Origin of the sequence: Kitasatospora nipponensis (assembly GCF_039528135.1) — a bacterium.
Taxonomy (GTDB): Bacteria; Actinomycetota; Actinomycetes; order Streptomycetales; family Streptomycetaceae; genus Kitasatospora; species Kitasatospora nipponensis.
Genome location: NZ_BAAALF010000006.1, coordinates 76,747 through 103,031, shown reverse-complemented (window position 1 = coordinate 103,031; position 26,285 = coordinate 76,747). Strand labels below are relative to the sequence as shown.

The 26,285-nt window shown below is 73.9% G+C and carries 20 protein-coding genes and 1 pseudogene; 8 read left to right on the top strand and 13 right to left on the bottom strand.

What is annotated here, in order from left to right:
- A partial coding sequence (locus ABD323_RS03650; RefSeq protein ID WP_344439014.1) for a PIN domain-containing protein occupies window positions 1–634 on the bottom strand: 634 nt, incomplete at its 3' end.
- A gap of 246 nt (window positions 635–880) precedes the next feature.
- Window positions 881–1,675 carry an isoprenyl transferase gene (locus ABD323_RS03645; protein WP_344439012.1) on the bottom strand — a complete coding sequence of 265 codons (795 nt, stop codon included), beginning with the start codon at window positions 1,673–1,675 and terminating at the stop codon, window positions 881–883.
- A 396-nt stretch (window positions 1,676–2,071) separates the two neighbouring features.
- On the opposite strand from ABD323_RS03645, the gene ABD323_RS03640 reads away from it, so the two are divergent.
- Complete coding sequence (locus ABD323_RS03640) at window positions 2,072–3,706, top strand: chitinase (protein WP_425555847.1); 1,635 nt, start codon at window positions 2,072–2,074, stop codon at window positions 3,704–3,706.
- Between the two features lie 146 nt (window positions 3,707–3,852).
- Here the strand turns inward: ABD323_RS03640 and ABD323_RS03635 are convergent, their stop codons facing one another.
- The 3 genes from ABD323_RS03635 to ABD323_RS03625 form a co-directional block, all read right to left on the bottom strand.
- Window positions 3,853–4,203, bottom strand: a complete 351-nt coding sequence (locus tag ABD323_RS03635; protein ID WP_344439007.1) for a hypothetical protein — start codon at window positions 4,201–4,203, stop codon at window positions 3,853–3,855.
- Window positions 4,204–4,213: 10 nt separating this feature from the next.
- Window positions 4,214–4,828 (bottom strand): GNAT family N-acetyltransferase, encoded by a 615-nt coding sequence (locus tag ABD323_RS03630; RefSeq protein ID WP_344439005.1) that lies wholly within the window; start codon window positions 4,826–4,828, stop codon window positions 4,214–4,216.
- A gap of 87 nt (window positions 4,829–4,915) precedes the next feature.
- The gene (locus ABD323_RS03625; RefSeq protein WP_344439002.1) at window positions 4,916–5,419 is read right to left on the bottom strand and encodes a prepilin peptidase; all 504 of its coding nucleotides are present in this window, start codon (window positions 5,417–5,419) and stop codon (window positions 4,916–4,918) included.
- A gap of 307 nt (window positions 5,420–5,726) precedes the next feature.
- On the opposite strand from ABD323_RS03625, the gene ABD323_RS03620 reads away from it, so the two are divergent.
- The 3 genes from ABD323_RS03620 to ABD323_RS03610 all read left to right on the top strand — a co-directional run bounded on the left by ABD323_RS03620 (window position 5,727) and on the right by ABD323_RS03610 (window position 12,047).
- Window positions 5,727–8,096: a protein kinase domain-containing protein gene (locus tag ABD323_RS03620; RefSeq protein WP_344439000.1), complete on the top strand. Its 2,370-nt coding sequence runs from the start codon at window positions 5,727–5,729 to the stop codon at window positions 8,094–8,096.
- Between the two features lie 174 nt (window positions 8,097–8,270).
- A complete protein-coding gene (locus tag ABD323_RS03615; protein WP_344438998.1) occupies window positions 8,271–10,703 on the top strand; it encodes a protein kinase domain-containing protein in 2,433 nt (810 codons plus the stop codon).
- 129 nt (window positions 10,704–10,832) lie between these two features.
- The gene (locus ABD323_RS03610; protein ID WP_344438996.1) at window positions 10,833–12,047 is read left to right on the top strand and encodes a pyridoxal phosphate-dependent aminotransferase; all 1,215 of its coding nucleotides are present in this window, start codon (window positions 10,833–10,835) and stop codon (window positions 12,045–12,047) included.
- A gap of 121 nt (window positions 12,048–12,168) precedes the next feature.
- Here ABD323_RS03610 and ABD323_RS03605 read toward each other — a convergent pair whose 3' ends face one another.
- Window positions 12,169–13,995 carry a phosphoenolpyruvate carboxykinase (GTP) gene (locus ABD323_RS03605; protein WP_344438994.1) on the bottom strand — a complete coding sequence of 609 codons (1,827 nt, stop codon included), beginning with the start codon at window positions 13,993–13,995 and terminating at the stop codon, window positions 12,169–12,171.
- 267 nt (window positions 13,996–14,262) lie between these two features.
- On the opposite strand from ABD323_RS03605, the gene trhA reads away from it, so the two are divergent.
- Window positions 14,263–15,039, top strand: a complete 777-nt coding sequence (gene trhA / locus ABD323_RS03600) for a PAQR family membrane homeostasis protein TrhA (RefSeq protein ID WP_425555846.1) — start codon at window positions 14,263–14,265, stop codon at window positions 15,037–15,039.
- Here trhA and ABD323_RS03595 read toward each other — a convergent pair.
- The gene (locus tag ABD323_RS03595) at window positions 14,932–15,390 is read right to left on the bottom strand and encodes a hypothetical protein (protein WP_344438990.1); all 459 of its coding nucleotides are present in this window, start codon (window positions 15,388–15,390) and stop codon (window positions 14,932–14,934) included. The genes trhA and ABD323_RS03595 overlap by 108 nt on opposite strands.
- Window positions 15,391–15,636: 246 nt before the next feature.
- Here ABD323_RS03595 and ABD323_RS03590 point away from each other — a divergent pair, with 246 nt between their 5' ends.
- Both ABD323_RS03590 and ABD323_RS03585 read left to right on the top strand, forming a co-directional pair.
- A complete protein-coding gene (locus ABD323_RS03590; RefSeq protein ID WP_344438988.1) occupies window positions 15,637–17,304 on the top strand; it encodes a DHA2 family efflux MFS transporter permease subunit in 1,668 nt (555 codons plus the stop codon).
- A gap of 46 nt (window positions 17,305–17,350) precedes the next feature.
- Window positions 17,351–18,007 (top strand): TetR family transcriptional regulator, encoded by a 657-nt coding sequence (locus tag ABD323_RS03585; RefSeq protein WP_344438986.1) that lies wholly within the window; start codon window positions 17,351–17,353, stop codon window positions 18,005–18,007.
- Between the two features lie 79 nt (window positions 18,008–18,086).
- On the opposite strand, the gene ABD323_RS03580 is transcribed toward ABD323_RS03585, so the two are convergent.
- Together ABD323_RS03580 and ABD323_RS03575 are read right to left on the bottom strand one after the other, a co-directional pair.
- Window positions 18,087–18,989 (bottom strand): hypothetical protein, encoded by a 903-nt coding sequence (locus ABD323_RS03580; RefSeq protein ID WP_344438983.1) that lies wholly within the window; start codon window positions 18,987–18,989, stop codon window positions 18,087–18,089.
- 10 nt (window positions 18,990–18,999) lie between these two features.
- Window positions 19,000–19,665: a papain-like cysteine protease family protein gene (locus ABD323_RS03575; protein WP_344438981.1), complete on the bottom strand. Its 666-nt coding sequence runs from the start codon at window positions 19,663–19,665 to the stop codon at window positions 19,000–19,002.
- A 257-nt stretch (window positions 19,666–19,922) separates the two neighbouring features.
- On the opposite strand from ABD323_RS03575, the gene ABD323_RS03570 reads away from it, so the two are divergent.
- The gene (locus ABD323_RS03570; RefSeq protein ID WP_344438979.1) at window positions 19,923–20,882 is read left to right on the top strand and encodes a hypothetical protein; all 960 of its coding nucleotides are present in this window, start codon (window positions 19,923–19,925) and stop codon (window positions 20,880–20,882) included.
- 23 nt (window positions 20,883–20,905) lie between these two features.
- Here ABD323_RS03570 and ABD323_RS03565 read toward each other — a convergent pair whose 3' ends face one another.
- The 4 genes and pseudogenes from ABD323_RS03565 to ABD323_RS03550 all read right to left on the bottom strand — a co-directional run bounded on the left by ABD323_RS03565 (window position 20,906) and on the right by ABD323_RS03550 (window position 26,077).
- Window positions 20,906–21,748 carry a GNAT family N-acetyltransferase gene (locus ABD323_RS03565; RefSeq protein WP_344438977.1) on the bottom strand — a complete coding sequence of 281 codons (843 nt, stop codon included), beginning with the start codon at window positions 21,746–21,748 and terminating at the stop codon, window positions 20,906–20,908.
- Between the two features lie 94 nt (window positions 21,749–21,842).
- A pseudogene (locus ABD323_RS03560) lies at window positions 21,843–23,911 on the bottom strand (thioredoxin domain-containing protein).
- A gap of 268 nt (window positions 23,912–24,179) precedes the next feature.
- Window positions 24,180–24,629 carry a luciferase domain-containing protein gene (locus ABD323_RS03555; RefSeq protein WP_344438974.1) on the bottom strand — a complete coding sequence of 150 codons (450 nt, stop codon included), beginning with the start codon at window positions 24,627–24,629 and terminating at the stop codon, window positions 24,180–24,182.
- 5 nt (window positions 24,630–24,634) lie between these two features.
- On the bottom strand, window positions 24,635–26,077 hold the full coding sequence (locus ABD323_RS03550) for an MFS transporter (protein ID WP_344438970.1): 1,443 nt from the start codon (window positions 26,075–26,077) through the stop codon (window positions 24,635–24,637).
- Between the last annotated feature and the right edge of the window lie 208 nt (window positions 26,078–26,285).

The following is a 26,285-nucleotide window of genomic DNA, read 5'->3' as shown; positions in this document are numbered from 1 at the left end:
CCCGACCACGCTCCGAGGCCAGCACCAGCCCGGTGTGCACCGGCAGCTCGTCCGCGCCGTCCACCTGGACGGCGGCGTCGTGCGGTGCGCTGAAGAGCTCGTCCACCTGGTCGCCGGGCACCTGGAGTTCGGCCATGCCGGTCCAGCCGGAGGTGACCGCCAGCTCCGCCCGGTACTCCTCGGCGAGCAGGCCGACCGCACTGGCCTTGATCCGCATCGGCAGGTCCTTGGAGACGACGGTGACGTCGTACCCCTCGGCCTGCAGGTTGCGGGCGACCGCGAGGATCCGGGTGTCCGCCTCGCCGCCGCCGACCCGGTAGCCGGCCGGCAGCACGGAGGGGTCCGAGTGGTTCAGCTCGACGCGGATGGATCCGCCGATCTCCCCGACCGGGATGGGCTCGTCGAGCCGGCCGTACCGGACCCGGTAGTCGTCCAGCAGACGCAGGGCCTGCCGGGCGAAGTAGCCCAGTTCGGGGTGGTGCCGCTTGGCCTCCAGCTCGGTGACCACCACGATCGGGAGCACGACCTCGTGCTCCTCGAAGCGCGTCATGGCGAGCGGGTCGGCCAGGAGCACGCTGGTGTCAAGGACGTACGTGCGCCGGTCTGGTGTCCGGCGGCTCTTGGTACTGACCACTAGGCCTCCAGGGCGGGCGACCCTGCGTCACCCGCGGCTCACCGGCCCCCGCGACCCCGATGGGCAGGGTGCCGGTCTGCCATGTGTATGCCCTGACGAGGCGTCGGGCATGCCGCCGGAGGTGAACTCGGAGATCACTCCTGGTGAAGGTTTGCCGTGGGGGCCCGCCCGGGAACATCCCGATGGAATGTCGGCCTCCGGTTCGTCCGGAGTGCGGGCCACCGCTCCCCGGACTCCGGACGCGGGTCAGCCCCCGTAGCGGCGGTTGCGCTCGCCGTAGGCGCGCAGCGCCCGCAGGAAGTCGACCTTGCGGAAGGCCGGCCAGTACGCCTCGCAGAAGTAGAACTCGCTGTTCGCGCTCTGCCAGAGCAGGAAGCCCGACAGCCGCTGCTCCCCCGAGGTGCGGATCACCAGGTCGGGGTCGGGCTGGCCCTTGGTGTAGAGGCGCTCGGCGATGTGCTCGACGTCCAGCAGCTCGGCCAGCTCCTCGATCGAGGTGCCGCGGTCGGCGTGCTCCTGGAGCAGCGAGCGGACCGCGTCGGCGATCTCGTGGCGGCCGCCGTAGCCGACCGCGACGTTGACCGTGATGCCCTCGAGGTGCGCGGTGTTGGTGGCCGCGGTCTTGAGGATCTCCGCGGTGCGCTGCGGCAGCAGGTCGAGGGTGCCGATCGGGCGGATCTTGTAGCGGCGGACCTCGGCCAGCTTGGCCACCGCGTCCTCGATGATGCCCAGCAGCGGGACCAGCTCGTCGGCGGGGCGCGAGAGGTTGTCGGTGGAGAGCATGTAGAGGGTGACGACCTCGATCTTGGTCTCGTCACACCAGCCGAGGAACTCGGCGATCTTGTCGGCGCCGCGCTGGTGACCGTAGGCCGTGGTGCCGCCGGCCGCCTTGGCCCACCGGCGGTTGCCGTCCATGATCACGGCGACGTGGTGCGGGGTGCGGGCCAGGTGCGCCTCGACCCGCTGGCCGTAGAGGCGGTACATGCCGCCCAACAGGCTTCGCAGACCCGGCGTGCGGTCGACCAGATCACGCAGACCCATCACGATTCAGCCCCTCTGAGCTCTCGCCCCCTCAGATCCCCCGGCCCTCGCTGCCACGGGTCCCGCAGAAGCCTACTCCGACCCCCTGGCCAGGAGGAAAGCCGCAGGTCGCGGAAGCCCTCCCGCACTCCCGGCGATCGACTCACGACCTGCGGTGACCCGCCCGGGACGGCCGGACACGGTCAGGTCTCCGGATCCTTAACGGAGTCGTAAGTCGGCGGATCGGTGCTTGACGCATGCCATTGGTCTAGTCCAGCTTGTTCGTCAAGCGGTTGCGCGTTCAACCGCTGCTCCTCGCAGCTGATTTGCGGTACCTCCCTCCCCCACGCGGGGCCGCCGCGACCCCCACCGCGGCGGCTCCTCTCCTCCTCCCCCAGGAGAGTCGTCATGGCCCGTATGACCCGGACGGTCATCCCCACCCACCGTCGCCGCCGCCGTGCGCTGCCCGCGCTGGCCGCCGGCACCACCGCGCTCGCCCTGGCCGGCACCGGCCTGGCCCTCTTCGCCGGCGGAGCGAGCGCCGCGGTCGGCAACCTGGTCTCCAACGGCGGCTTCGAGTCCGGCCTGACCGGCTGGGTCTGCACGGGCACCGCGAGCGCGGTCGGCTCCCCGGTGCACAGCGGCACCGGCGCGCTGCAGGCCACGCCGAGCGGCTCGGACACCGCGCAGTGCACCCAGACCATCGCCGTGCAGCCCAACTCCAGCTACACGCTGGCCGGCTGGGTGCAGGGCCCGTACGTCTACCTGGGCGCCAGCGGCACCGGCGGCACCGACCCGAGCAGCTGGTCGAGCCAGACCTCCTGGAACCAGCTGAGCAGCACCTTCACCACCGGCGCGAGCACCAGGAGCGTCACGCTCTACGTGCACGGGTGGTACGGGCAGGGCGCGTACGACGCGGACGACATCACGCTGACCGGGCCGGGCGGGACGGGGACGCCCACGCCCACGCCCACGCCGACTCCGACGCCGACGCCCACGCCGACTCCCACCCCGACGCCGACGCCGACGCCCACGCCGACTCCCACCCCGACGCCCACGCCCACGCCCACGCCCACGCCCACGCCCACGCCCACGCCGACGCCGACGCCGACCCCGACGCCGACCTCCACCACCACGCCGCCGCCGTCGACCGGGCTGCCCAAGCACGTCATCACCGGCTACTGGCAGAACTTCGACAACGGCGCCACCGACCAGAAGCTCGCCGACGTCCAGGCGAACTACGACATCATCGCGGTCTCCTTCGCCGACGCCGACCCGTCCAAGACCGGCGGCATCACCTTCACCCTCGACCCGACCCTCGCCAAGAACCTCGGCGGCTACACCGACGCCCAGTTCCGGGCCGACATCGCCGCCAAGCACGCGGCCGGCAAGAAGGTCGTGCTGTCGATCGGCGGCCAGAACGGCGCGATCACCGTGGGCGACGCCACCGCGGCCGCCAACTTCGCCAACAGCGCCTACGCGCTGATCCAGCAGTACGGCTTCGACGGGGTCGACATCGACCTCGAGAACGGCATCAGCCCGACCTACATGGCGCAGGGCCTGCACAGCCTGGCGAGCAAGGTCGGCAGCGGCTTCGTACTGACGATGGCCCCGCAGACGCTGGACATGTACACCACCAGCAGCGGCTACTTCCAGCTCGCGCTGGGCGTCAAGGACATCCTCACCGTCGTCAACACCCAGTTCTACAACTCCGGCGGCATGCCCGGCTGCGACGGCAAGGTCTACAACCAGGGCACCGAGGACTTCATCACCAGCCAGGTCTGCACGCACATCCAGGGCGGCCTCGACCCGTCCCAGGTGGGCATCGGCGTCCCGGCCTCCAGCCAGGCGGCGGGCGGCGGCTACGTCAACTCCACCGTGGTGAACAACGCGCTGGACTGCCTGGCGACCGGCACCAACTGCGGCAGCTTCGTGCCGCCGGCCAAGTGGCCCACCATCCGTGGCGCGATGGCCTGGTCGACCAACTGGGACGCCAAGAACGGCAACGACTTCTCCACCAACGTGGGCAACCACGCGCACGGCATGAAGTAGCCACCAGCCGCACGTCCCCCGCGCGGACGGCCTCTTGAGGGAGGGGCCGGGAGCGCACCCGGCGGGGCCCGCCGCACCGAACAGGTGCGGCGCCCCGCCGTCGTCGGTGCCCACGGCGGTCGGTTCCCGTGCTGACCGCGCGCTGGCTACTCGGCGCCGGTGGTGCTGGTGGCGGCGGTGGTGCTGCTGCTGTCGGCTTCACTGTCGCCGCCGCTCTGCGCGGAGCGGCGTGCGCGCCACCAGGCGGCCACCGCGAGGGCGGCGACCGGCACCGCGACGGCGGCCTTGGCCACGCCCTTCGCCGCCAGCCAGGCGAAGCCCAGGTGCCAGCCGAACCGCGCACCGAGCAGCACCAGCAGCCCGCCCGCGACCAGGCTCAGCACGACGGCCGTGACGACGGTCGCCGCCCGGCGGCCGCTCCCGATCACCTGCGCGTCGCCGTCGGTGTCCCCGACCTCGTCCCCGACCCCGGCTCCGTCCCCATCCCCAGCCTTCATGTCCGAGAGCCTACGTCGTCCGCGAACCGACTCCCGCCGCGCCGGTGGTGGGCCCGGCGCCCGGCCAGGGGCCCGGGGTGACGAGCGCCGGCTGCTCGGTCGTCTCGGTGCGGAACAGGAGCATGCCGCGCGCCTGGTAGGTGTGCAGCGCGGCCGGTCCGTCCAGCGAGCAGGTGTGCACGGTGACCCGCCGGGTGGCCGGCAGGTCCGGGTGGCGCTCGGCCAGGTCCCAGGCACGCTGCAGGCCGACGCCGAGCAGGTGCCCGCCGAGTCCCCGGCCGATGAAGGCCGGCAGCAGGCCGAAGTAGGCGATCTCCACCACGCCGTCCGGGTGCGGCTCCAACTGGACGTACCCCGCGGGGGTCCCGTGGACCCAGGCGACCCAGGTCTCGGACCCGTCCTTGGCCAGCCACCGCGCCCACTGCTCGTAGGTCCACGGCAACCGGTCCGTCCAGGTCCAGGCGCCGCCCACCGCCGTGTAGAGGAACCGTGCGAACTCCGGCCCGATCAGCTCCGCCCGCACGATCCGCAGCTCCAGCCCCGCGGGCGCGGGCACGGCACGGACGTGGGCGGCGGAGTCCTGCTCCAGGTGCCAGGTCGTCAGGGTGACGTTCTGCTCGCTCATCTGCGACATCCTGCCAGGCGCCCGGCCCCGGCCGGCCGTGCCCGGGGTGCCCGTGCCCGGGGTGCCCGCACCGGCGTGCCCGGCGGTTCAGGTCGTCGTCAGCAGCGCCAGCAGGGCGCCGAGCAGCATGCAGGGGCCGAAGGGCAGCGGATCCCTGGCCTTGGCGCGGCCGGTGAGGAGCAGCGCCAGTCCCCAGAGGGCGGCCAGCAGGAAGCCGGCGAAGGCGCCGTCGACGAGGGTGCGCCAGCCGTACCAGGCGAGCACCGCGCCGAGGGTCGGGGCGAGCTTGACGTCGCCCAGGCCCATCGGGCCGAGCAGGGCCAGCAGGCCGTAGAAGAGGAAGAGGGCGCCGGCGCCGAGCAGGCAGCGGGTCAGCACGGCCGGGCGGTCCTCGAGCAGGGCCGCCGCCGTCAGCAGCACGGCGGTGCCCAGCGCCAGCGGCAGGGTGAGGGAGTCGGGCAGGCGGTGCACGGCGACGTCCACGAAGGCGAGCACGACGGCGAGCAGGGCGACGTAGACCAGCAGCGGGCCCAGCGGCCAGCTCGCCGAGGCCCCGACCGCCGCGCCGACCAGCACCGCGACCGCCTCCACCGTCAGCGGCGCCGGTCCGAGCCGCGCGGCGCAGCCCGGGCAGCGGCCCCCCGGAGCCAGCAGGCGCGAGGCGCGGCCGCAGTCGCAGACGTGGGCCGGCTCGCCGTACGGGACCGCGAGCCGGGTGGCCGCGGCCCCCAGCCCGGGGGCGGCGGGCGCCGGCGAGTGCTCCCAGGACCGTTCCGATCACAGCTGCTCCTCTCCCCTGCCTCTGCTGCGCCGAGCCTAGGACCCGTACGATCACGGGTCGAGCGAATCGTGACGATCGATCACGCGATCGCACGAGCACCGAACGGGGAGCCCTGCCATGGAACCGCTGGACAGCACAGATCCCGAGGCCATCGGCCCGTACCGACTGCTCGCCCGGCTGGGCGAGGGCGGCATGGGCCGGGTGTACCTGGCCCGTTCGGCGGGCGGACGGACGGTGGCCGTCAAGGTGGTCCGCACCGAACTGGCCGGGGACGCCGAGTTCCGCGAACGGTTCGGCCGCGAGGTGGCGGCCGCCCGGGCGGTGGACGGGGCCTACACCGCGCCCGTGGTGGACGCCGAACTCGGCGGCCCCATCCCGTGGTTGGCCACCGCCTACGTGCTGGGCCCGTCGCTGACCGAGGCGGTGCGCACGCACGGTCCGCTGCCCGAGTCCTCGGTGCGCGCGCTCGGCGCGGGCCTGGCGCAGGCGCTGCGGGCGGTGCACGCGGCCGGACTCGTGCACCGGGACCTGAAGCCGTCCAACGTGCTGCTGGCCGCCGACGGTCCCCGGCTGATCGACTTCGGCATCGCCCGGGCGATGGACGGCGACCAGTTCACCCGGACCGGTGTGGTGGTCGGCTCGCCCGGCTACATGTGCCCCGAGCAGGCGTCGGGCCGGCCGATGGGCCCGGCCGGCGACGTCTTCTCGCTCGCCTCGGTGCTGCTCTACGCGGCCACCGGGCACGGCCCGTTCGACAGCGACTCGGGAGCGGCCGCCCAGCTCTACCGGGTCGTCCACGACGAGCCGGAGCTGGGCGCGCTGCCGCCGGCGCTGCGCGAGGTGATCGGCGGCTGCCTGGCCAAGGACCCGGCCCGGCGGCCCACGCCCGAGCAGTTGGTCGGGCTGCTGGCGCCGGACGGCGCGCAGGCCGCGCTGCGCGACGGCTGGCTTCCGGTGCCGGTCGCCTCCGCGCTGGCCCGGCACGCGGCGACGGTGATGGACATGGAGACGCCGGCCCGCGGGACGGCGCAGGCGCAGGCGCAGGCGCAGGCCACGCCGTACGCACCGACCACGGTGGACGGCGCGGCCACCACGGGCGGCGGCGACGGCGGCACGGTGCGGCTGGGCGCTTCCTCCGGCTCCGGCGCTCCCACCGCACCCACCACACCGCTGCCGCCCACCACCGCCGGCGCGACCACCGGCACCGCCACCGCCACCGGCGACCGGCCGTCGCGGCGCGGTCTGCTGCTGGCCGGCGGCGGGGCGCTCGCGCTCGCGGCGGCGGGTGGCATCGGCTGGGCGCTCTCCGGGTCCGGCGGCGGCCCGGGCAAGCCGCTGGCGGGCGGCTCGGCCGGCTCCACCACCCCCGCGGGCTCCCCGGCCGCCTCGGCGGGTGGCTCGGCGGGCGGCTCCGCGCAGCCCGTCCCGGTCCCCTCGCAGTCGCGCGCGGACGGCGTCCCGCCACAGCCGCTCTGGACCTACCCCGCGCAGGGGCGGCTCTCCAGTGCGCCCGCGCTGGTCTCCCGGGGCATGGTGCACCCGCAGGGCGCGGGCCTGGTGGCGATCGACGCGGTGACCGGCCAGGAGAAGTGGGCCCGCCGGGACGTCAGCGCCACCTTCGCGGCGGTCGGCGCCGGCCGGGTCTACACCAGCAGCTTCGACGCGGTCAGTGGCTACGACTCGGTGAGCGGGCAACCGAGTTGGAAGTCCGCCCGCAAGGACCCCGGCGGCAACACGATCTCCCCCGGCATCCTGCTCGGCGCCGACCAGCAGGCCGTCTACCTGCTGGCGAGCATCCTGCCGGCCGGCGAGGCCGGCACCACCGGAACCGACGGCGTGCTGGCCTTCTCGCTCGCCGGCTCGCAGCAACTCTGGTTCCAGCAGCGCAAGGCGGGGACCGACCCGCTGGTCGACAGCCTGGTCGCGGGCGGCTCGCTGTACTACACCGACGACCAGGAGAACCTGGTGGCGCGCAGCGGCCAGGACGGCCGGCAGCTCTGGTTCGCCGCCACCGGCGCCAAGGCGGCCTTCCCGTTCGCCGCCGACGCCACCCAGGCGTACTGCCTGGCCGGGGGCAACGGCCTTCAGGCGGTCCGGCTGTCCGACGGCGGCCAGGTCTGGCAGAACCGGGTCCCGGCGGGCGAGCAGCGGATGTACACGCCGGTGACGGTGGCGAACGGCGTGGTCTACGGCACCGACGGCACCGCGGCGGTCACCGCCTGGAGCGCCAAGGACGGTACGAAGCTGTGGAGTTGCCCGGTCCCGCGGCGCCCCTCCGCGCTGGCCGCGCCGCTGCTGGTCAAGGAGACGCTCTTCGTGCCGGGCGCGGGCGACGAGGGCGTCTACGCGATCGACGTCAAGCAGGCCAGGATCCGCTGGACCTTCAAGAACGGCCTGAACACCGGCGACGACTGGTTCCTCAGCACGGACGGCGAGCGGCTCTTCGCCACCTTCGGCGCGACGATCTACGCCCTGCCGCCGGTCTGACCCGGATCGCCGACCGGACTGCCGAGCGGATCGACGTCTGACCCCGGCTCGCCGAGCGGCTCGCGCCGACCGGAGCCGCGGAGAGGGGGACGCCACCCTTCCCCGCGGCCCATCCCTCCCGTCACAGTGGTGAGCTGACCAGTCGTCACCACCGTCGCACGGAGGATCAGCCGCATGGCGCCAGAGCCACTCGGGCCGGACGACCCGCGCACCGCCGGTCCCTACGAACTGCTGGCGCTGCTCGGCGCCGGCGGCATGGGCCGGGTCTACCTGGCCCGATCGGGACGTGGCGCCACGGCGCGCACGGTGGCGGTCAAGGTGGTCGGGGCCGAGTACGCCCGCGGGCACGACTACCGGCCCCGGTTCCGGGCGGAGGTGACGGCCGCGCGCGCGGTCGCCGGTCCGCACCTGGTGCCGCTGCTGGCGGCCGACCCGGAGGCCGAACCGCCGTGGCTGGCCACCGAGTACGTACCGGGCCTGGCCCTGGGCGAGCTGGTGGCGCGCTGCGGGCCGCTGCCCGAGCCGGCGGTCCGCCTGCTGGGCGCCGCGGTGGCCCGGGCGCTGACCGCGCTGCACGCGACGGGGCTGGCGCACCGGGACCTGACACCGTCCAACGTGCTGGTCACCCCGGACGGGCCGTGGGTGATCGACTTCGGGCTGGCCCGGATCGCCGGGGCACCGGCGTTGACCCGCACCGGCGCGGTGCTCGGCACGCCCGGCTACATGCCGCCCGAGCAGGCGGCCGGGTTCCGGGCCGGGCCGGCGGGCGACGTGTACGCGCTGGCCGCCGTGCTGGCCCCCGCGCTGGCCGCCGACCCGCACGGGCCACCGGGCGGCGTGCGGCCGGCGGGCGGTGCGGGGGAACGGGAGCCGGAGCAGGAGCGGGACCGGGCGTGGGAGCCGGCGGAGCCGACCGTGCTGCCGGGGCCGCTGGGTCGGCTGGTCCACCCCGGTCCCGACCTGCGGGCGGTGCCCGCCTCGCTGCGGCCGGTGCTGGCCGAGGCGCTCTCGCGGGATCCCGCCGACCGGCCGACGGCGCGTGCCCTGGGCGAACGGCTGCGGGCCACGCCGGGCGCGGTGGCCCGGGCCGACGACGACGCGACCGATGCCGACGCCCACGCCGACGCCGACGCCCGGGCCGATGCCGCCGCGTTCGCCCGGGGCTGGCTGCCCCAGGCGGCGCTGGTGGAGCTGGCCCGGGAGGTGCGGGAGGCCGACGGGTACCTGCGACCGCCGGACCGCCGGCGGCCGTGGCCCACCGCCCCTCGAAGCCGTACCGGCGCGGCGGGCGGGCGCCCCCACGGCGCACCCCCGCCCCCGTCCACGCCGCCGACGCCGACCCCGTCGACCCCGCTGCCCCCGACCTCGCCGACCTCACCGCCCCCGCCGTCCCCGCCGACCCCGACCCGACCGCTCTCCCGCCGCGGCCTGCTGCTCGGCGGGGCCGGGGTCGCGACCGGCCTGGCGGTCGGAGGGGTGGCGGTGGCCACCGCGCTCCGCCGGTCGGATCCGGTGCCGCCGCCGCAGACGCTGGTGCCGCAGTGGCAGGTCAGCCACCCGGACCTGGAGTTCGTCCCGGCCCCGGACGAGCGGCTGGTGCTCTGCACCGACGGCGCCCGGCTGGTCGCGCTCCAGCAGCTGACCGGCGTGGTCCAGTGGTCCTACCCGACCGCCGCGGCCGCGACCGGTCCGCAGGTGGCCGGCCGGTTCTGCTACGTGCTGGCCGGCGGGACCATCCACTGCCTCAACGCCGCCGACGGCAGCGTGAACTGGACGGTCTCCTCGGTGCCGACAGCGGAGGGCCCGATCGTCCCGGACACGCTGGTGGCGGCCAACGACAGCGCCGTCTACGGGGGCGGCCCGGTGCCGGCCGCCGGACTGGCCGACCGCTACGCCTGGTTCGGGCTCTCGGTGGCGACCCGGGACGTGCGCTGGTCGTTCACCGAGGCCATCGAGGCGACCGGGCGGATCAACACCACGGCCTCCGCCTACCGCGGCCGCACGCAGACCGGAGCACTGCTCTTCGCCGAGAGCAGTGGTCACGTCGTGGTGCGGGAGCCGCTGAACGGAGCAGTGCTCTGGAGTTACCCGGCCACCGCCGCCCCACGGCGCTGCAGCTGGTTCACCCCCGACACCGGGCAGCTCTACCTGCCGATCGGCCAGGACGAGCGGACCCTGCAGGCGATCAGCCAGGCGGACGGCAGCGAGCTGTGGCACCGCGGTCCCGCCGGCGCCGCGGACGGCGCGTGGACCCCGGCCGCCGTCCACCGGGACCAGGTGCTCGCCGCCGACGGCGAGCCCCGGCTCAGCGCCTTCGACTCGCTGGACGGCACCCCGCTCTGGGAGCTGGCGCTGCCCGGACCGCCCTCCGGCGCCCGGCCGCTGGTCGTCGGCGACAGCCTCTTCCTGCCCGGCGCACTCGGTCGGCTCTACCGGGTCGACCTGGCCCGCCGGCGGGTCGACGGCGTGCTGGCGCCGGACTCCCGGTTCGGCTCCGGCTGGCAGCTCGCCCGCGACGAGGCCTTCCTCTACGCCGCCTTCGGCCGCTCCCTGTACGCGCTGCCCGCGCCGGTGGGCGCCCCACCACCCGCCCCGCCCCCGACGTGACGCCCCCGACGTGACGCCCGCACCCGCCGGCCGTGGCTCCCGCAGGCCCGGCCCGTGAGCGCCTCACCCGCGGCACCCCGTGGTCAAGAACACGCCCGGCCGGGGGTTGGCGAGCCGTACAGTGACCGCATGCAGGTCATCCAGTCCAGCAAGCTCGCCAATGTCTGCTACGACATCCGCGGCCCGGTGCTCGACGAGGCGATGCGACTGGAGGACCAGGGGCATCGCATCCTCAAGCTGAACACGGGCAACCCGGCCGCGTTCGGCTTCGAGGCACCGCCGGAGATCCTCCAGGACATCCTGCGCAACCTCTCCTCCGCGCACGGCTACGGCGACTCCAAGGGCCTGCTGGCGGCCCGGCGCGCGGTGGTCATGCAGTACGAGGAGCGCGGGCTGCACGGGCTGACCGTCGAGGACGTCTTCCTCGGCAACGGCGTCTCCGAGCTGATCCAGCTCGCCATGACCGCGCTGCTGGACGACGGCGACGAGGTGCTCGTGCCGGCGCCCGACTACCCGCTGTGGACCGCCTCGGTCAGCCTGGCCGGCGGTACCGCCGTGCACTACCGCTGCGACGAGCAGGCCGAGTGGTACCCGGACCTCGCGGACATCGCGGCGAAGATCACCGACCGCACCCGCGCGATCGTGGTGATCAACCCCAACAACCCCACCGGCGCGGTCTACCCGCAGGAGGTGCTGGAGGGGATCGTCGAACTCGCCCGGCAGCACAAGCTGGTGATCTACGCGGACGAGATCTACGACAAGATCCTCTACGACGACGCGGTGCACGTCCCGCTGGCCACCCTGGCCCCGGACCTGTTCTGCGTCACGTTCAACGGGATGTCCAAGTCGTACCGGGTGGCCGGCTTCCGCTCCGGCTGGATGGTGCTCTCCGGCGACCGGCACCGCGCCCGCAGCTACATCGAGGGCCTGACCGTGCTGGCGAGCATGCGGCTGTGCGCCAACATGCCGGCCCAGCACGCGGTGGCGGCGGCGCTCGGCGGCCGGCAGTCGATCAAGGACCTGATCCTGCCGGGCGGGCGGCTGCTGGAGTCGCGCGACGCCGCGTACCGGCTGCTGAACGAGATCCCCGGGGTCAGCTGCGTCAAGCCGAAGGGCGCGCTCTACGCCTTCCCGCGGCTCGACCCGGCGGTGTACAAGATCAAGGACGACGCGCAGATGGTGCTCGACCTGCTGCGCTCCCAGCGGATCCTGATCGTCCAGGGCAGCGGCTTCAACTGGCCCGAGCCGGACCACTTCCGCCTGGTCACGCTGCCGCGCCCGGAGGAGATCGAGGACGCGGTCACCCGGATCGGCGACTTCCTGGCGGGCTACGTCCAGCCGTAGACGAAGCTGCAGCCGCAGAGCACAACCGCAGGCCGGACCCCCTCGGGGCCCGGCCTGCGGTCACACGTCTGCGGTCCGGCCGCCGCGCCGCTGGTGCAGCGACGGCCGGACCTGGTCCGGGTCAGCCCAGGCGCTTGACCAGCGCCCGGTACTCGTCCCACAGCTCGGTGGGGGTGTACTCGCCGAAGAGCTCCAGGTGGGCCGGGATCAGCGCGGCCTCCTGGCGCCAGATGTCGGCGTCCACGGTGAGCAGCAGCTCCAGGTCCGCGGCGCTGAGGTCCAGGCCGTCCAGGTCCAGGGCGCCCTCGGCCGGCAGGATGCCGATCGGGGTGTCGACGCCCTCGCCGCTGCCCTGCAGGCGCTCGACGATCCACTTGAGCACGCGGCTGTTCTCGCCGTAGCCCGGCCAGACGAACTGCCCGTCGGCGTTCTTGCGGAACCAGTTGACGTAGTAGATCTTCGGCAGCTTGGCGGCGTCGGCCTGCGCGCCCAGCTTCAGCCAGTGCGCGAAGTAGTCGCCCATGTTGTAGCCGCAGAAGGGCAGCATCGCGAACGGGTCGCGGCGCAGCTCGCCGACCGTGCCCTCGGCGGCGGCGGTCTTCTCGGAGGCGATGTTGGAGCCCAGGAAGACGCCGTGCTGCCAGTCGAAGGACTCGGTGACCAGCGGGACCGCGGTGGCCCGGCGGCCGCCGAAGAGGATGGCCGAGATCGGCACACCCGCCGGGTCCTCCCACTCCGGGGCGATGGTCGGGCACTGCGCGGCCGGGACGGCGAACCGCGCGTTGGGGTGGGCGGCCGGCGTGTCGCTGTCCGGCGTCCAGTCGTTGCCGCGCCAGTCGATCAGGTGCGCGGGGGCCTGTTCGGTCAGGCCCTCCCACCAGACGTCGCCGTCGTCGGTCAGCGCGACGTTCGTGAAGACCGTGTTGCCGTACAGGGTGTCGATGGCGTTGGCGTTGGTGTCCGTGCCGGTGCCGGGGGCGACGCCGAAGAAGCCGGCCTCCGGGTTGATGGCGCGCAGCTGGCCGTCGGCGCCGAAGCGCATCCAGGCGATGTCGTCGCCGATCGTCTCGACCTTCCAGCCCGGGATGGTCGGCTGGAGCATGGCGAGGTTGGTCTTGCCGCAGGCGCTCGGGAAGGCCGCGGCGATGTACTTGGCCTCGCCGGTGGGCGGGGTGAGCTTGAGGACGAGCATGTGCTCGGCCAGCCAGCCCTCGTCGCGGGCCATCGTGGAGGCGATCCGCAGCGCGTAGCACTTCTTGCCCAGCAGGGCGTTGCCGCCGTAGCCGGAGCCGAAGGACCAGATCTCGCGGGTCTCGGGGAAGTGCGAGATGTACTTGGTGGTGTTGCACGGCCAGGCCACGTCGGCCTCGCCCTCGGCCAGCGGGGCCCCGACGGTGTGCACGGCCTTGACGAACTCGCCGTCCTCGCCGAGCTGGTCGAGCACGGCCTGGCCCATCCGGGTCATCACGCGCATCGAGACCGCGACGTAGGCGGAGTCGGTGATCTCGACGCCGTACGCGGCCAGCGGGGAGCCGACCGGACCCATCGAGAACGGCACGACGTACATCGTGCGGCCCTTCATGGCGCCCTTGAACAGCCCGTTCGCGCCCGAGAAGATCTCCCGCATCTCGGCGGGGGCCTTCCAGTGGTTGGTGGGGCCGGCGTCCTTCTCCTGCTCGGAGCAGATGAAGGTGCGGTCCTCGACCCGCGCGACGTCACTCGGGTCCGAGGCGGCGTAGTAGGAGTTGGGCCGCTTCTCGGCGTTGAGCTTCCTGAAGGTGCCCTGCGCCACCAGGAGCTCGGCGAGGCGCTGGTACTCCTCCTCCGAGCCGTCGCACCACTCGACGCGGTCCGGCTCGGTGAGCTCGGCGATCTCGCTGACCCAGGCCAGCAGGCGGTGGTGGCGGGTGGGGGCGGCTGCGCTGACGGCAGAGTTCTCGTACGACACGATCGCTCCGTTTCGCGCCTGCTCGGCCTTGAGCAGACGTCCGGGGGTTTGAGGGTGCTTGCAGCGTAGCTCCGCCTTTTGGGCGCCAACATGGCGCGATGGCGGCTTTGCCGCAAGTTTTACTACTCAATGGCTAAAAACTGACGCGCGTGAGGGCGGAAGCGGCAGAGCCGGGAGTCGTCCCGATCACAGCCGAGTACTCCAGAATGGCCAAAAGTGATGAGAGCCACTTCCTACTTATCAGTAACCTACGCGCCCGTAGGTAGCATGAGCGCCATGACTGCGGATCATCACGCCCTCGCCGGCGAACCCAGCCGGCCCGGCGACGACCCGACATCGACCGGGGGCTCATCAGCCCCATCAGTCTCAATACCCTCATCGGCCCCAGCGGACTCGGCCGCGCCGCCGCTCAAGCCGGCCTGGCGCGGCTGGCTGCACGCGGGGATGTTCCCGGCGTCCCTGGCCGCCGGCATCGTGCTGATCTGCCTGGCCGGCTCGACCCAGGCGCGGATCGCCTGCGCGGTCTACTCGGCGAGCGCCTGGCTGCTCTTCGGCGTCAGCGCGGTCTACCACCGCTTCACCTGGGGCCCGCGCGGCGACGCGGTGCTGCGCCGGCTCGACCACGCGAACATCTTCCTGATCATCGCGGGGTCCTACACGCCCTTCACCATCCTGCTGCTGGACGGCGGGCGCCGGCAGCTGCTGCTCTGGCTGGTCTGGGGCGGAGCACTGGCGGGGATAGCGTTCCGGGTCTTCTGGGTCGGCGCGCCGCGCTGGCTCTACACGCCCTGCTACCTCGCGCTGGGGTGGGCGGCGGTCTTCTTCCTGCCCGACTTCCTGCGCACCGGCGGCGTCGCCGTGATCACCCTGCTGGTCATCGGCGGGCTGCTCTACAGCGCCGGCGGGGTGGTCTACGGCCTCAAGCGCCCCAACCCGTCACCACGATGGTTCGGGTTCCACGAGGTCTTCCACGCCTTCACCCTCGGGGCCTTCATCGTCCAGTACGTGGGTGTCTCGCTGGTGGCCTACAACGTGGCCCGCTGAGCCCGGCTCCTCCACGGCCCCCGTCACCGAGAGCGTCGCCCGCCGGGCGGCGCTCTCCGCGCGTTGCTCATGGACCCGCCGGCAGCGCTCGCAGTGGGCGGCACCGGCGCGCGCGCCGGGCTGGACCGCCGCCGCCCGGGCCCGGCCGGCCGCCCGCGTGGCCCCGGCCCGGCGGGCCATGTAGCGGAACCGGCGCCCGACGTAGACCATCACCAGCAGCACCTCCACGGTGGCGACCGCCCACACCAGCGGGGCCCCGTCGGCCAGGTAGGCGGCGACCACGGCCAGTGCGGCCCCCACCACGGCGACCGTGCCCCAGAGCTGAAGATCCCGCGCATCCTTCACGGCCACCGCCACCTCTCCCGTGACAACCCAATGGCCCATCGTATCCACGGAGCGTGACGGCGCGTGGTCGTCGGCGGGCGAACAGTGCATCAATGTTTCATCAACTCCCGGTGCTGCGAACGCAGTCCGTAGCGACACCGGGATCGGCGCACCCCCTCGGAGCTGGGCACTTGACGGTCCGAAAATTCTGAGAGTTACTTTCATTTGACATCGACTCTCTATCGGCCTCGCCAGCCTGCCCGGAGGTTCACCATGCGCGCATCCGCCCCGCCCTCCTCCGCCCCGCCCACCGGCACCGCCCCGGACGGCGCCGACTCCCCGGACACCGGCCACCCGCGGCGCTGGATCGCGCTGGTCGCCGTGGCGCTCAGCGTCCTGGTGCTCGGCTTCGACCAGACGATCCTCAACGTCGCGCTGCCCACCATGGCAAGCGCCCTGCAGGCCACCACCGGCCAGCAGCAGTGGATCGTCGACGCCTACACGCTCGCCTTCGCCGCCTTACTGCTGCCCGCCGGACTCTTCGGCGACCGGATCGGCCGGCGCCGGCTGCTCACCGGGGGCCTGGGCCTGTTCGGGCTGGCCTCGCTCACCGGCATGCTGGCCGACAGCCCCGGCACGCTGATCGCGGCGCGCGCCGCGATGGGCCTGGCCGCGGCCCTGGTGATGCCGATGTCGATGGCGGTGATCCCCGGCCTCTTCCCGGCCGCCGAGCGGCGCCGGGCCATCTCCACCGTCACCGCCGCCACCGCGGCCGGCGCGCCGCTCGGGCCGCTGCTCGGCGGGCTGCTGCTGCAGCACTACTGGTGGGGCTCGGTCTTCCTGATCAACCTGCCGCTGGTCGCGGTGGGCATCGTGGCCTGCCTGGTGCTGCTGCCCGAGTCCCGCAACCCGGCCACCCCGGCGATCGACCCGCTGGCCGCCACCCTCGCCGCCGGCGGCCTGGCCGCGCTCACCTACGGGATCATCGAGGGCCCCGAGCGCGGCTGGTCCGACGCCCTGGTCATCGGCATGCTGGCCGGCTCGGTGCTCGCGCTCACCGCGCTGGTGGTGCGCAGCCGGCGCCAGGCGCACCCGATGCTGGACCTCTCCCTGCTGGTCGACCGCGGCTACCGGTGGGCGTCGGTCGCCGTCTTCCTGGTCTCGCTGGTGATGCTCGGCGCCTTCTTCGTGCTTCCCCTCTACTTCCAGGGCGTGCAGGGCGTGGACGCGATGGGCACCGGGCTGCGGATCACCCCGATGATGGCGGGCCTGGTGGTCGCCGCCAAGCTCAGCGAGCGCCTCGCGCGGAAGCTGGGCTCGCGCGCGGTGATCGTCACCGGGCTGCTGGTGCTCGGCGCGGCCTCCCTGGCCGGCAGCCGCACCGGCCTGGCGGACGGCTACGGCTGGGCCGCCTGCTGGGTGCCGTTCTTCGGCTTCGGCCTGGGCATGGCGCTGATCCCGGCCTCCGCCGCCGCGATGGCGCACCTGCCCAGGGAGCGGGCGGGCGTCGGCTCCGGCCTGCTGCAGACGCTGCGCCAGGTCGGCGGCGCGATCGGCGTGGCGGCCTTCGGCAGCCTGCTCGCCGGCGCCTACCGCGGCGCGCTGCACACCGGCGCGCTGGGCGGGGGCGGCCTGAGCGGCGGTCTCGCGCACCAGGCCGGCCAGTCGGTGCTCGCCGCCGACGCCATCGCCCGGCAGCTGGCCCGCCCGGACCTGGCCGCGGCGGCGCACGGCGCGTACGTGCACGGGATGGACGTGGTGCTGGTGCTCTCCGCGGTGGTCGCCGCGCTCTCCGCGCTGCTGATCGCGCTGCGGATGCCGCGCCACGACACCGACGCGGGGGCGGCGGGCGGCGGGGCGGCGGGCGGCTCGGCGGCGGATGTCGTGGGCGGCGGGGCGGCGGGCGGCTCGGGGGTCGGGAGCGCGCGGAGGGCCGGGTGACCGCGCCGCTGGCCCCGGCGCCGGTCGATCGCGGACAATCGCTGGCATGAACGAAGCGCAGCCGACCGCGGCCCCCTCAGCGTCCCAGCCCGGTGACCTGGCCGCCGAGCTGTTCCGGGAGCCGCAGTCGCTGCGCGAGCGCAAGAAGCAGCAGACCCGGCGCACGGTGCGCCGCGAGGCCTACCGGCTCTTCGCCGAGCAGGGCTACGACGCCACCACGGTGGACCAGATCGCCACCGCCGCGCAGGTCTCGCCGGCCACCTTCTTCCGCTACTTCCCGACCAAGGAGGACCTGGTCCTCAGCGACGAGTACGACCCGCCGATGGCCGCCGCCCTGCTGGCCCGGCCGGCCGACGAGTCGTTCGTCCGCTCCGCCCGGATGGCCGTGGTGCCGATGCTGCGGGCCCTGATGGAGCACGACCGCGAGGAACTGCTCTTCCGGCTGCGGCTGGTGCAGGAGGTGCCGGCGCTGCGCGCCCGGATGCTCCAGCAGGCCGCCCAGCCCCAGGAGGTGGTGCTCACCGTACTGACCCGGCGGGCCGGCGTGCAGACGCCGACGCTCGAGATGCGCACGCTCGCCGCCGCGTTCGCCGCGGCGAGCGCGGAGACCATCCTGTACTGGGCCGAGCACGACGGCGAGGAGGACATCGCCGACCTGCTGGACCGGACCATCGCCGGCCTGGAGCGGGGCTTCGGGTCCTGAGCCCCCGCCACCCCAGCACGCCGGGTGCCCCCGGGGAGCGACGGCGCTCCCCGGGGGCACCCGGCCCCGGTCGGGCGGCTCAGCGCCGCCCGCGCCGGCGGCGGGCGGCCAGCCCCGCCCCCGTCAGCGCGGTCACCCCGAGCGCCGCGGCGGCCGTGAGCGCCGCGACCGGGAGACCGGTGGCGGCCGTGGCGGCCGGTGCCGCCTGCGCCGAGAACCCGCCGCCCATCCCGGCCTTGTCGTAGGCCGAGCCGGGCAGCTTGTCCCCGTACCGCTGGTGCACCAACTGCTGGTACGCGGCCAGGCTGACCCCGCCGGCGCCCACCGAGCTGCGCGCCTCGGCGTCCAGCGGCAGCACCCGACCGCCGCGCAGCACGTACCAGGCGTTGACCTGCGGCTCGCGGAAGACCGTACCGCCGCCGCTCGCCGTGCCCTGCGCCGCGTAGTCGTTCTCGTCGCTGCCGGAGGCGATGTTGACCACCTGCCAGCCGCCGTTCTGCCGGACCGCCCAGACCGAGGCGGCCTGGCCGTCCGCGGAGACCACCTTGGTGGCCGTGAAGTCGACCCGGGCCACTGGCGCACCCCGGGTGCCAGTGACGAAGCCGGCGTCGAGCGTGTAGACCGGCACGGTCGCGCCGCTGATCCGCGGAGCGGCCTGGGCGGCGGCCTGCGCCTCGGCGGCGGCACCGAGTTGGATGCTCTGGTTCGGCGGGACCCCCTTGCGGGCGAAGAAGTGACCGAGCTGGTCGAGCACCGCCGGGGTCCGCACCGCGGCCTGGGCCGCCGCGAGGTCATCCGACGGGACGGCGGCCGGCGCCTGGAACTGCGCCTGCGGCTGCGACTGCTGCTGTGCCTGCTGCTGTGCCTGCGACTGGGACTGCGGGGCGCTGTCGGCCTGGGCGAGCGGCGCGGCCAGCAGGCCGGCCGACGCGGCGAGCAACAGCGACACGGCCGCCCGCTGGGATGTCTGACGGATCGTCATGGCTGCCTCCTCACGCGCCGATCTGGTACAGGGAGTGGGTCCAGGAGAACGAGTTGTTGCTGACGTAGTACGAGTAGCTCGCCCAGTTGTAGCGGGTGTCCGAGGGCCACGGGTCGCCCCAGTACACCCAGTTGCTGCTGGTGTCGTACCCGTACAGCACCTCCATGTGGCCGCCGCCCGAGGACCACTGGATCCGGCTCTCGACCGGACGGTTGTTGTTGATCTCACTCTGCACGGTGCTGTAGTACAGGTAACCGTTGACGTAGCGGCCCGGGTTGATGCCGATGTAGCTCAGCGCGTTCTGCACGTCGTCCAGCGCCGCCTGGCTGTTGGGGCAGGTGGAGTTGATGGAACGGCCGAACGCGGCGTTGCAGAACTGGTTCTGGCTGTAGTCGTAGCCGAACCAGCTGGCGATGGTGTCGCCGCTGGCGGCCCAGCACCAGTTGGAGTTCTGCTGCTGCTGCATGGTGATGTTGAGCTTCTTCGAGGTACCGGTGGCGTTGGTCACCGCGCCGGTGGCGGCGGCCGGGCGGACCTGCGTGGGGGCAGGCACCGCGGCGGCCGAGGCGGGGGTGGTGGCGGCAGCGGTCAGCGCCGGTGCGAGCACCGTGAGGGCGGCGACCGCGAGCGCCTTGCGCAGTCTCGGCCGGGACCGGGCCGGATCGGGAGCGGACATGGCGTTTCCTCCTTGCGAGAAGGCAGGGAAAGGAAGTGGGGGACACGCGAACCGCGCCACCGTCCGGATCGGCGGCGGGGTGTGACCGAGCATCGGGCCGTTGACCGTCGCTGGTCAACGGCGCTGTGGGCGCTCACAACCCCGGTGTGAACAGCGCCCCGTGAGTGTGAACGGCTGCGGCCGCTGCTCTCCGCAAGGGTGACAAGAGGCCGCGGACGTGTGAATATTCACCACCACCACGCCTGGAGGAGGTCGCCGTGCCGCGCACTCGGCGCGCGCCGCTGCCCGACCTGGCAACGGTGCTGCGCACCGGTCCGTTCCATCTCGCCCTGCGCACCGCGCTGACCGCGCGGGGCCTGGCCCTGCACCGCGTCCAGGAGCACCTCGCACAGCGCGGCGTGCACGTCGGCGTGACCAGTCTCAGTTACTGGCAGCAGGGCCGGCGCCGGCCCGAACGGGCCGAATCACTGCGCGCGGTCAGAGTGTTGGAAGACGTCCTCGACCTGCCCGCGCACTCGCTGACCCGGCTGCTCGGCCCGCGCACCCGGCCGGCGGGCAGCGCCGCCGACACCGGCGCGGACGCCGCCGTCCCCACCCGCCCCTACCGCGACCTGATCGCACCGGCCAGCGCCGTCGACGAGCTGCTCGCCGAGCTGCCCGGCCCGCGCGACACCGGACTGCACACCGTGGTGCACCTCGAACGCATCAGGATCGGCGCCGAGCGCGGCCTGCTGCGCCGCGACTCGCAGCACGCGGTGCGCGCCCACCGCGACGGCATCGACCGCTACCTGGCGATCTACCAGGGCGACCCGGGCTGCGACGTGCGGCGGGTGGCGGTGCGGGCCGAGGAGAACTGCCGCCCGGGTCGGGTCCGGCGCGACCAGGCCTCGCGGATCGTCATCGCCGAACTCCTGCTGGACCGCCGGTTGCGGACCGGCGAGACGCACCTGCTCGGCTACGGCTTCGACGACGCGCCCTCACCCACCCCCAGCAACGAGTACGTGCGCGGCTTCAACGCCGGCGCGGGGCAGTACGTCCTCCAGGTCACCTTCCACCCCGCCGCGCTGCCGGTGCGCTGCCACCGCTTCACCAGCAGCGCCCCGGGCGCGGCGCCGTACGCGAGCGAGGAACTCACCCTGGACGGGCACCACTGCGTGCACCTGGTCGCCTCCGGCCTGGCCCCCTGCCTGCTGGGGATCCGCTGGGACTGGGACTGAGCCGGCAGCGGACCCGCCGGCGCTCAGTAGCGGAAGTCCAGGGACGCGCCGTCCTCCACCGGGCGGTAACCGATCTTCTGGTAGATCGAGTTGCTGACCGGGTTGGCTAGATCGGTGAAGAGCAGCACCTCGGCCGCGCCACGCTCGCGCGCCAGCTGCGAGACGCCGGCCGTCGCCGCACTCGCGTAGCCGTTCCCGCGCCGCTCGACCGGGGTGTAGACCGGTCCGATGCGGGACATGCCCGCGAGCACCGGCGAGGCCGCCGCCATCGCCACCGCGCGCCCGCCGTCCTCCCAGAGCCACATCTCCTCGGCGGCGAGCCGGCGCGCCGCGATCCGCTCGATCCCCTGGAGCCGCACCCCGGCATCCACCGCGAAGGCGGTGAACCAGCGGACCACCAGCTCCCGGTCGTCCTCGCCGGCCAGGCGCAGCCGCCCCGCCACCGACGGCGGCGACAACTCGCCCAGCCGGTACAGCCGCCGGCTCTCGTGCGGTTCGGTCACCGCGCCCGTGCGCTCGCTCCAGGCGGCGGCGAAGGCCTCGGCCGTCGCGACCTCGCCGGAGATCCCGGACAGCTCGCCGGCCGGCAGCACCGCCGCGAGCTCGACGGCCGCCTCGATCGGCATCCGGCTCAACTGGACCGGCTGCGGGCGGGTCTGCACCCAGGCCCCGGCCACCGGAGCCCCCGCGGCGGGTCGCCACCAGCCGAAGAGCGGGGGCAGCGCGGGGTCACCGCCGGCCGGGCCGCCCGCGGCGAGGCGGTCCACGATGGTCAACAGCACGGTGTTCTGCACGGGGTGGGCGGCCAGGTGGTCGGCCGCCCGGGCGCGGAACTCCTCGAGGGAGTCGGAGAGGGTCCAGGTCATCCGCCGATCCTGGCCCGGCCGGCGGGGCGCGCGCACCAGGATTTCCCCGGGGCGCCCCGCCCGGCGCCCGGCCTGCCCCACCCGGCGCCCCGGCCTACTCCTCGACCCGCACGCCCAGCCGCCCGGCCAGCACGGCCGGCTCCGACGTCGGCGCGTCGCAGGTGAAGTGCCGGCAGACGTAGGCCGCCGGTGCCCCGCCGAGCAGCGGCCGGGCCACCAGCAGCGGCACCTCCGAGGCCTGCGCGGGGTCGCCGAGCGCCACCACGGCGCCCGGTGCGGTGCCCAGCAGCGCGGTGCGGTGCAGCACGGCCGTCCGCGGATCGTCCGCGGGCCCGACCACCGCCACCTCGCGCGGCCCGTCCAGCAGCGCCTCGGCGGCCGCCAGCCCCCAGCCGACGAACCGCGGCGCCCGGCTCGCCAACGCACCCACCACGCCCAACGCCCGCTCGGCGGCGGTCCGGTGGCGCTCCGAGCCGGTGTACGCGGCGTACGTCAGCAGCGCCTGGGCGGCGGGCGTCCAGCCGGACGGCGCCGCGTTGTCGGTCGGGTCCTGGGGCCGCCGGATCAGCTCCTCGGCGTCATCGGCCGTGTCGTACAGGCTTCCTGACGCCTCGTCGGTGAAGTGCTTCAGCACCGTGTCGAGCAGTCCGCCGGCCAGCGCCAGCCAGGACTCCTCCCCGGTCACCGCGTACAGCGCCAGGAACCCCTCGGCGGTGTCGGCGTAGTCCTCCAGCACCCCCGCGTTCGGGCCCGGCCGCCCGTCCCGCGAGGTGCGCAACAGCCGTCCCTCGGCGGTCAGATGGACCGCCAGCAGCAGGTCGGCGGCGCGGGCCGCGGCCTCCACCAGGTCGGGCCGCCCCAGCAGCGCCCCGCTCTCCGCCAGCGCGGCGATCGCCAGCCCGTTCCAGGCCGCCACCACCTTGTCGTCGCGGGCCGGCGCCGGACGCCCGCCACGGGCCGCCAGCAGCCCGGCACGGACCCGGGCGAAGCCCTCCGGGTCGTCCGCGTCCCGCGGCAACTGCAGGACGGAGCGCCCGTGTTCGAAGGTGCCGCCCCGCGTCACCGCGAACCACCCGGCCGCCCGGGCACCGTCCTCGACCCCCAGCACCTCGGTCAACTGCTCCGGGGTCCACGCGTAGTAGGCCCCCTCGAGTGACTTCCCGCTCTCCTCGTCCACGCTGTCCGCGTCCAGCGCGGAGGCGAACCCGCCCTCGGGCGTGCGCAGTTCACGCAGCAGGAAGTCCGCGCTCTCCAGCACCACCCGCCGAGCCAACGGGTCCCCGGTGGCCCGCCACAGGTGCAGGTAGACCCGGATCAGCAGCGCGTTGTCATAGAGCATCTTCTCGAAGTGCGGCACGACCCAGCCGGCGTCCACCGAGTACCGCGCGAACCCGCCGCCGAGCTGGTCGTAGATCCCGCCACGCGCCATCGCCTCGGCCGTCCGCGCGGCCATCGCCAGCGCCGACTCCTCACCGGTGCGGGCGTGGTGGCGCAGCAGGAACTCCAGCACCATCGACGGCGGGAACTTCGGCGCCCCGCCGAACCCCCCGCGCGCGGCGTCGAAGCCCCGCGCCAGCTCCGCCAGCGCCTGCTCCGACTCCGCCTCCCCCGGCGCCCCCGGCCCGGCCCCCGCGCCGTACACGCCGGCCCGCTCGGCCAGCTCCGCCCGGATCCGCCCGGCCACCTCGCCGACCTCGTCCCGCCGCTCCCGCCAGGCCGCGTCGACCCCCTCCAGCACCTGCCGGAACGACGGCATCCCGTGCCGGGGCTCGGGCGGGAAGTACGTCCCGAAGTAGAACGGGTCCTTGCCGGGCGTCAGGAACACCGTCATCGGCCACCCACCCTGCCCGGTCGCCGCCTGCACCGCCTCCATGTACACGGCGTCCACGTCCGGCCGCTCCTCACGGTCCACCTTCACCGCGACGAACCGCTCGTTGACGTACCGCGCCACCACCTCGTCCTCGAAGGACTCGTGCGCCATCACGTGACACCAGTAAATTATTAAAAGCATAAGTGACAGGACGCATACCCCACCGACAACATGATGGGGACGTCCCGTCGCTTAGCTTCATTCATCGCCTCCTCTCCCCATGGCCACCAATCCACCGGATTGGAGGCGTGCTGGAGCAGGTACGGCGACGTCGCGTTCGCGAGTCGGTTCATACCGGCATCGTCGCACGATCCGGACCGTCCAGCCCAGCTCGCTGGCGCGCTACGTGCTGGTCTGGTCGACCTGGGCCCTGGCCGCCGGACACCACGCCCACCGCAGTCCTTACAGGAGCCCGAAGCCGTAGCCCGTCCTGGCGCTGGCCCGCACTCCGGGCTCTTCAGCGCCCGGGCTCTGGCGGCCTCGCCTGTGCCTCCAGCGTCCACTGTGCGACTGCCAGGTCGGTGTCGGCCGACGGGTTTCACGCCGTCAAGGCGGCTGTCGTTACCGTCTGCCTGCGCGGGGGGCGCTGGCCGGAGCGGGTGCGCTTGGCTCGGGGTCGGCGGTGCCGTCGGCGTCCTGGCGCCGAGGGGGCGGTGTCTGGTGGCGGGGGCAGGGGGCGCGCCAGGTCAGGTGGTCGGTCTTGACCACGGTGTTGGCGGCCAGGGCCAGACTGACGAGTGTGAGGACCAGGTCGCCGGCTTCGGGGTGGTCGAGGTGGACGGTGACCCAGCCGCTGCCCGGGTGAAGCCGCAGGTGTGCGGATTCGGTGAGTTCGGGGCGTAGGTGTTCGATGATGGCGTTGGAGAGGTGGATGTCGGCCTGGTGGGTGCTGTGCAGGTGGATGACCTCCCGGTAGTCGGTGCGCGCGCCCCAGCCGGTGCCGCAGCTGGCCGGTGCGGTGTGCAGGCCGGGCCAGTTGCGCAGGGCGGCCTCGAAGGAGGTGTCGTCCACGGTGGTCAGGCTCCGGTTCGGTGGGCGGGTGGCCGTCCCGGCAGGGTGGTCACGAGAGCGAGGACCGCGAAGGCCAGCAGGGTGAGGGCTGCGGTGCACGCGCCGGAGTCGCCGGGGGCCAGGTGCAGGGCGAGGGTGACGGCGGCGACGCCGATGGCGGTGCCCAGGCCGCGGGTCATGTTGACCATGCCGCCGCCGGTGCCGGCCGAGGCGGTGGGGATGGCGCGCATCACCAGGGTGTTGTTGGCCGGGACGAACACGCCGAGCGCCAGTCCGAGCAGGGCCAGCGGATAGGGCAGCACGCCGACGTGCAGGGGCAGCGCGGCCAGCAGTGCCAGAGCGAGGACGCAGCCGAGCGCGCCGACGCGGCTTCGCCGCTGGTCGCTCCAGGCGGCGGGGAGCAGACGCTCTGCGGTGGTGGCGGCCAGGGCGAACCCCAGCGGGAGCGCGGTCAGAACCAGGCCGATGGCCAGCGGTGTGCTGCCGTGCCGGGCGAGTTCGACCGGGACGAGGACGAGAGGGCCGAAGAGCACGAGGTAGCAGCAGAGTCCGGCGAGCAGGCCCGGGCCGAGTCGGCCGGTGCGCAGCAGGGCGAGGTCGAGCAGCGGATGGGCGCAGTGGGCCTGGCGGCGCAGGAACGCCCATCCGGCCGCCACGGCTGCTGCCGTGAGCAGCAGTGCGGTCCAGGCGGGCAGGCCGAGTCCGGAGGCGATGGAGAGGGCGAGCAGGGCGGTGGTGGTCGAGCAGGCCAGCAGGAGGACGCTGAGCGGGTCGATGCGGGTGCCGGTGGCGCATTGGCGGGTGCGCGGGAGCAGGTAGTGGCCGGCGACGAGGGCGAGGATCCCGATGGGTACGTTGACGCCGAAGACCCAGCGCCAGCCGAGGGTGGCGACGAGTGCGCCGCCGATGGTGGGGCCGAGGGCGAGTCCGATGGCCTGTCCGGCGGCCTGCATGCCGAGGGCTGCGCGCATCTTGTCGGGCGGGGCGCTGGTGGTGACCAGCGCGACGCTGTTGGCCTGCATGAGCGCAGCGCCGATCGCCTGCACTAGGCGGAAGGCCACCAGGGCGGCCAGCCCTGGGGCCAGGCCGCAGGCGGCGGAGGCGGCGGTGAAGACGGCGAAGCCGTAGAGGTACATGAGCTTGCGGCCGCGGATGTCGGAGAGGCGTCCGACCGGGACGAGGATGGCGACCAGGGTGAGCAGGTAGGAGAGGGAGACCCACTCGACGCCGGCGAGGGTGCTGTGGAACTCGGTGCGCAGCGGCTGGTAGGTGAGGGTGACGATGCTGGCGTCGAGTTGACCCATGAAGGCGCCGAAGCAGACCGTGCCGACCGCCAGGCGCCAGGCCCACGGCGACGTGCGTATCCGGTCGGGGCGTGGACGTTCGGTGGTGAGCAGGGTGCGCAGGTGCGCGGGCGAGAGGTGGGGCCGATCGACGCGTACGGCCATGGTGACGTCCCCCAGGGGAGTGTCCCGCCCGGGCGCGGATGCGCGGGGGCAGCCGGCTCCACAGGGGTGCCGGTCACATCACCATATTACATCTGTGACCGATTATGTCGGCAACAGATGCAATATCTCGCCCCAATGGAGCGCCACCTTCAGGCGCATCTACAGCTTGTAGTAGCTTAGCGCGCACCCCTCGGCCGTGCCCCTATTG

What these genes read in the sequence shown, in the direction of transcription:
- ABD323_RS03645 (WP_344439012.1), bottom strand. Translation starts at nt 1,675, where the DNA reads ATGGGTCTGCGTGATCTGGTCGACCGCACGCCGGGTCTGCGAAGCCTG.
- ABD323_RS03640 (WP_425555847.1), top strand. Translation starts at nt 2,072, where the DNA reads ATGACCCGGACGGTCATCCCCACCCACCGTCGCCGCCGCCGTGCGCTG.
- ABD323_RS03635 (WP_344439007.1), bottom strand. Translation starts at nt 4,203, where the DNA reads ATGAAGGCTGGGGATGGGGACGGAGCCGGGGTCGGGGACGAGGTCGGG.
- ABD323_RS03630 (WP_344439005.1), bottom strand. Translation starts at nt 4,828, where the DNA reads ATGAGCGAGCAGAACGTCACCCTGACGACCTGGCACCTGGAGCAGGAC.
- ABD323_RS03620 (WP_344439000.1), top strand. Translation starts at nt 5,727, where the DNA reads ATGGAACCGCTGGACAGCACAGATCCCGAGGCCATCGGCCCGTACCGA.
- ABD323_RS03615 (WP_344438998.1), top strand. Translation starts at nt 8,271, where the DNA reads ATGGCGCCAGAGCCACTCGGGCCGGACGACCCGCGCACCGCCGGTCCC.
- ABD323_RS03610 (WP_344438996.1), top strand. Translation starts at nt 10,833, where the DNA reads ATGCAGGTCATCCAGTCCAGCAAGCTCGCCAATGTCTGCTACGACATC.
- trhA (WP_425555846.1), top strand. Translation starts at nt 14,263, where the DNA reads ATGAGCGCCATGACTGCGGATCATCACGCCCTCGCCGGCGAACCCAGC.
- ABD323_RS03590 (WP_344438988.1), top strand. Translation starts at nt 15,637, where the DNA reads ATGCGCGCATCCGCCCCGCCCTCCTCCGCCCCGCCCACCGGCACCGCC.
- ABD323_RS03585 (WP_344438986.1), top strand. Translation starts at nt 17,351, where the DNA reads ATGAACGAAGCGCAGCCGACCGCGGCCCCCTCAGCGTCCCAGCCCGGT.
- ABD323_RS03580 (WP_344438983.1), bottom strand. Translation starts at nt 18,989, where the DNA reads ATGACGATCCGTCAGACATCCCAGCGGGCGGCCGTGTCGCTGTTGCTC.
- ABD323_RS03575 (WP_344438981.1), bottom strand. Translation starts at nt 19,665, where the DNA reads ATGTCCGCTCCCGATCCGGCCCGGTCCCGGCCGAGACTGCGCAAGGCG.
- ABD323_RS03565 (WP_344438977.1), bottom strand. Translation starts at nt 21,748, where the DNA reads ATGACCTGGACCCTCTCCGACTCCCTCGAGGAGTTCCGCGCCCGGGCG.
- ABD323_RS03550 (WP_344438970.1), bottom strand. Translation starts at nt 26,077, where the DNA reads ATGGCCGTACGCGTCGATCGGCCCCACCTCTCGCCCGCGCACCTGCGC.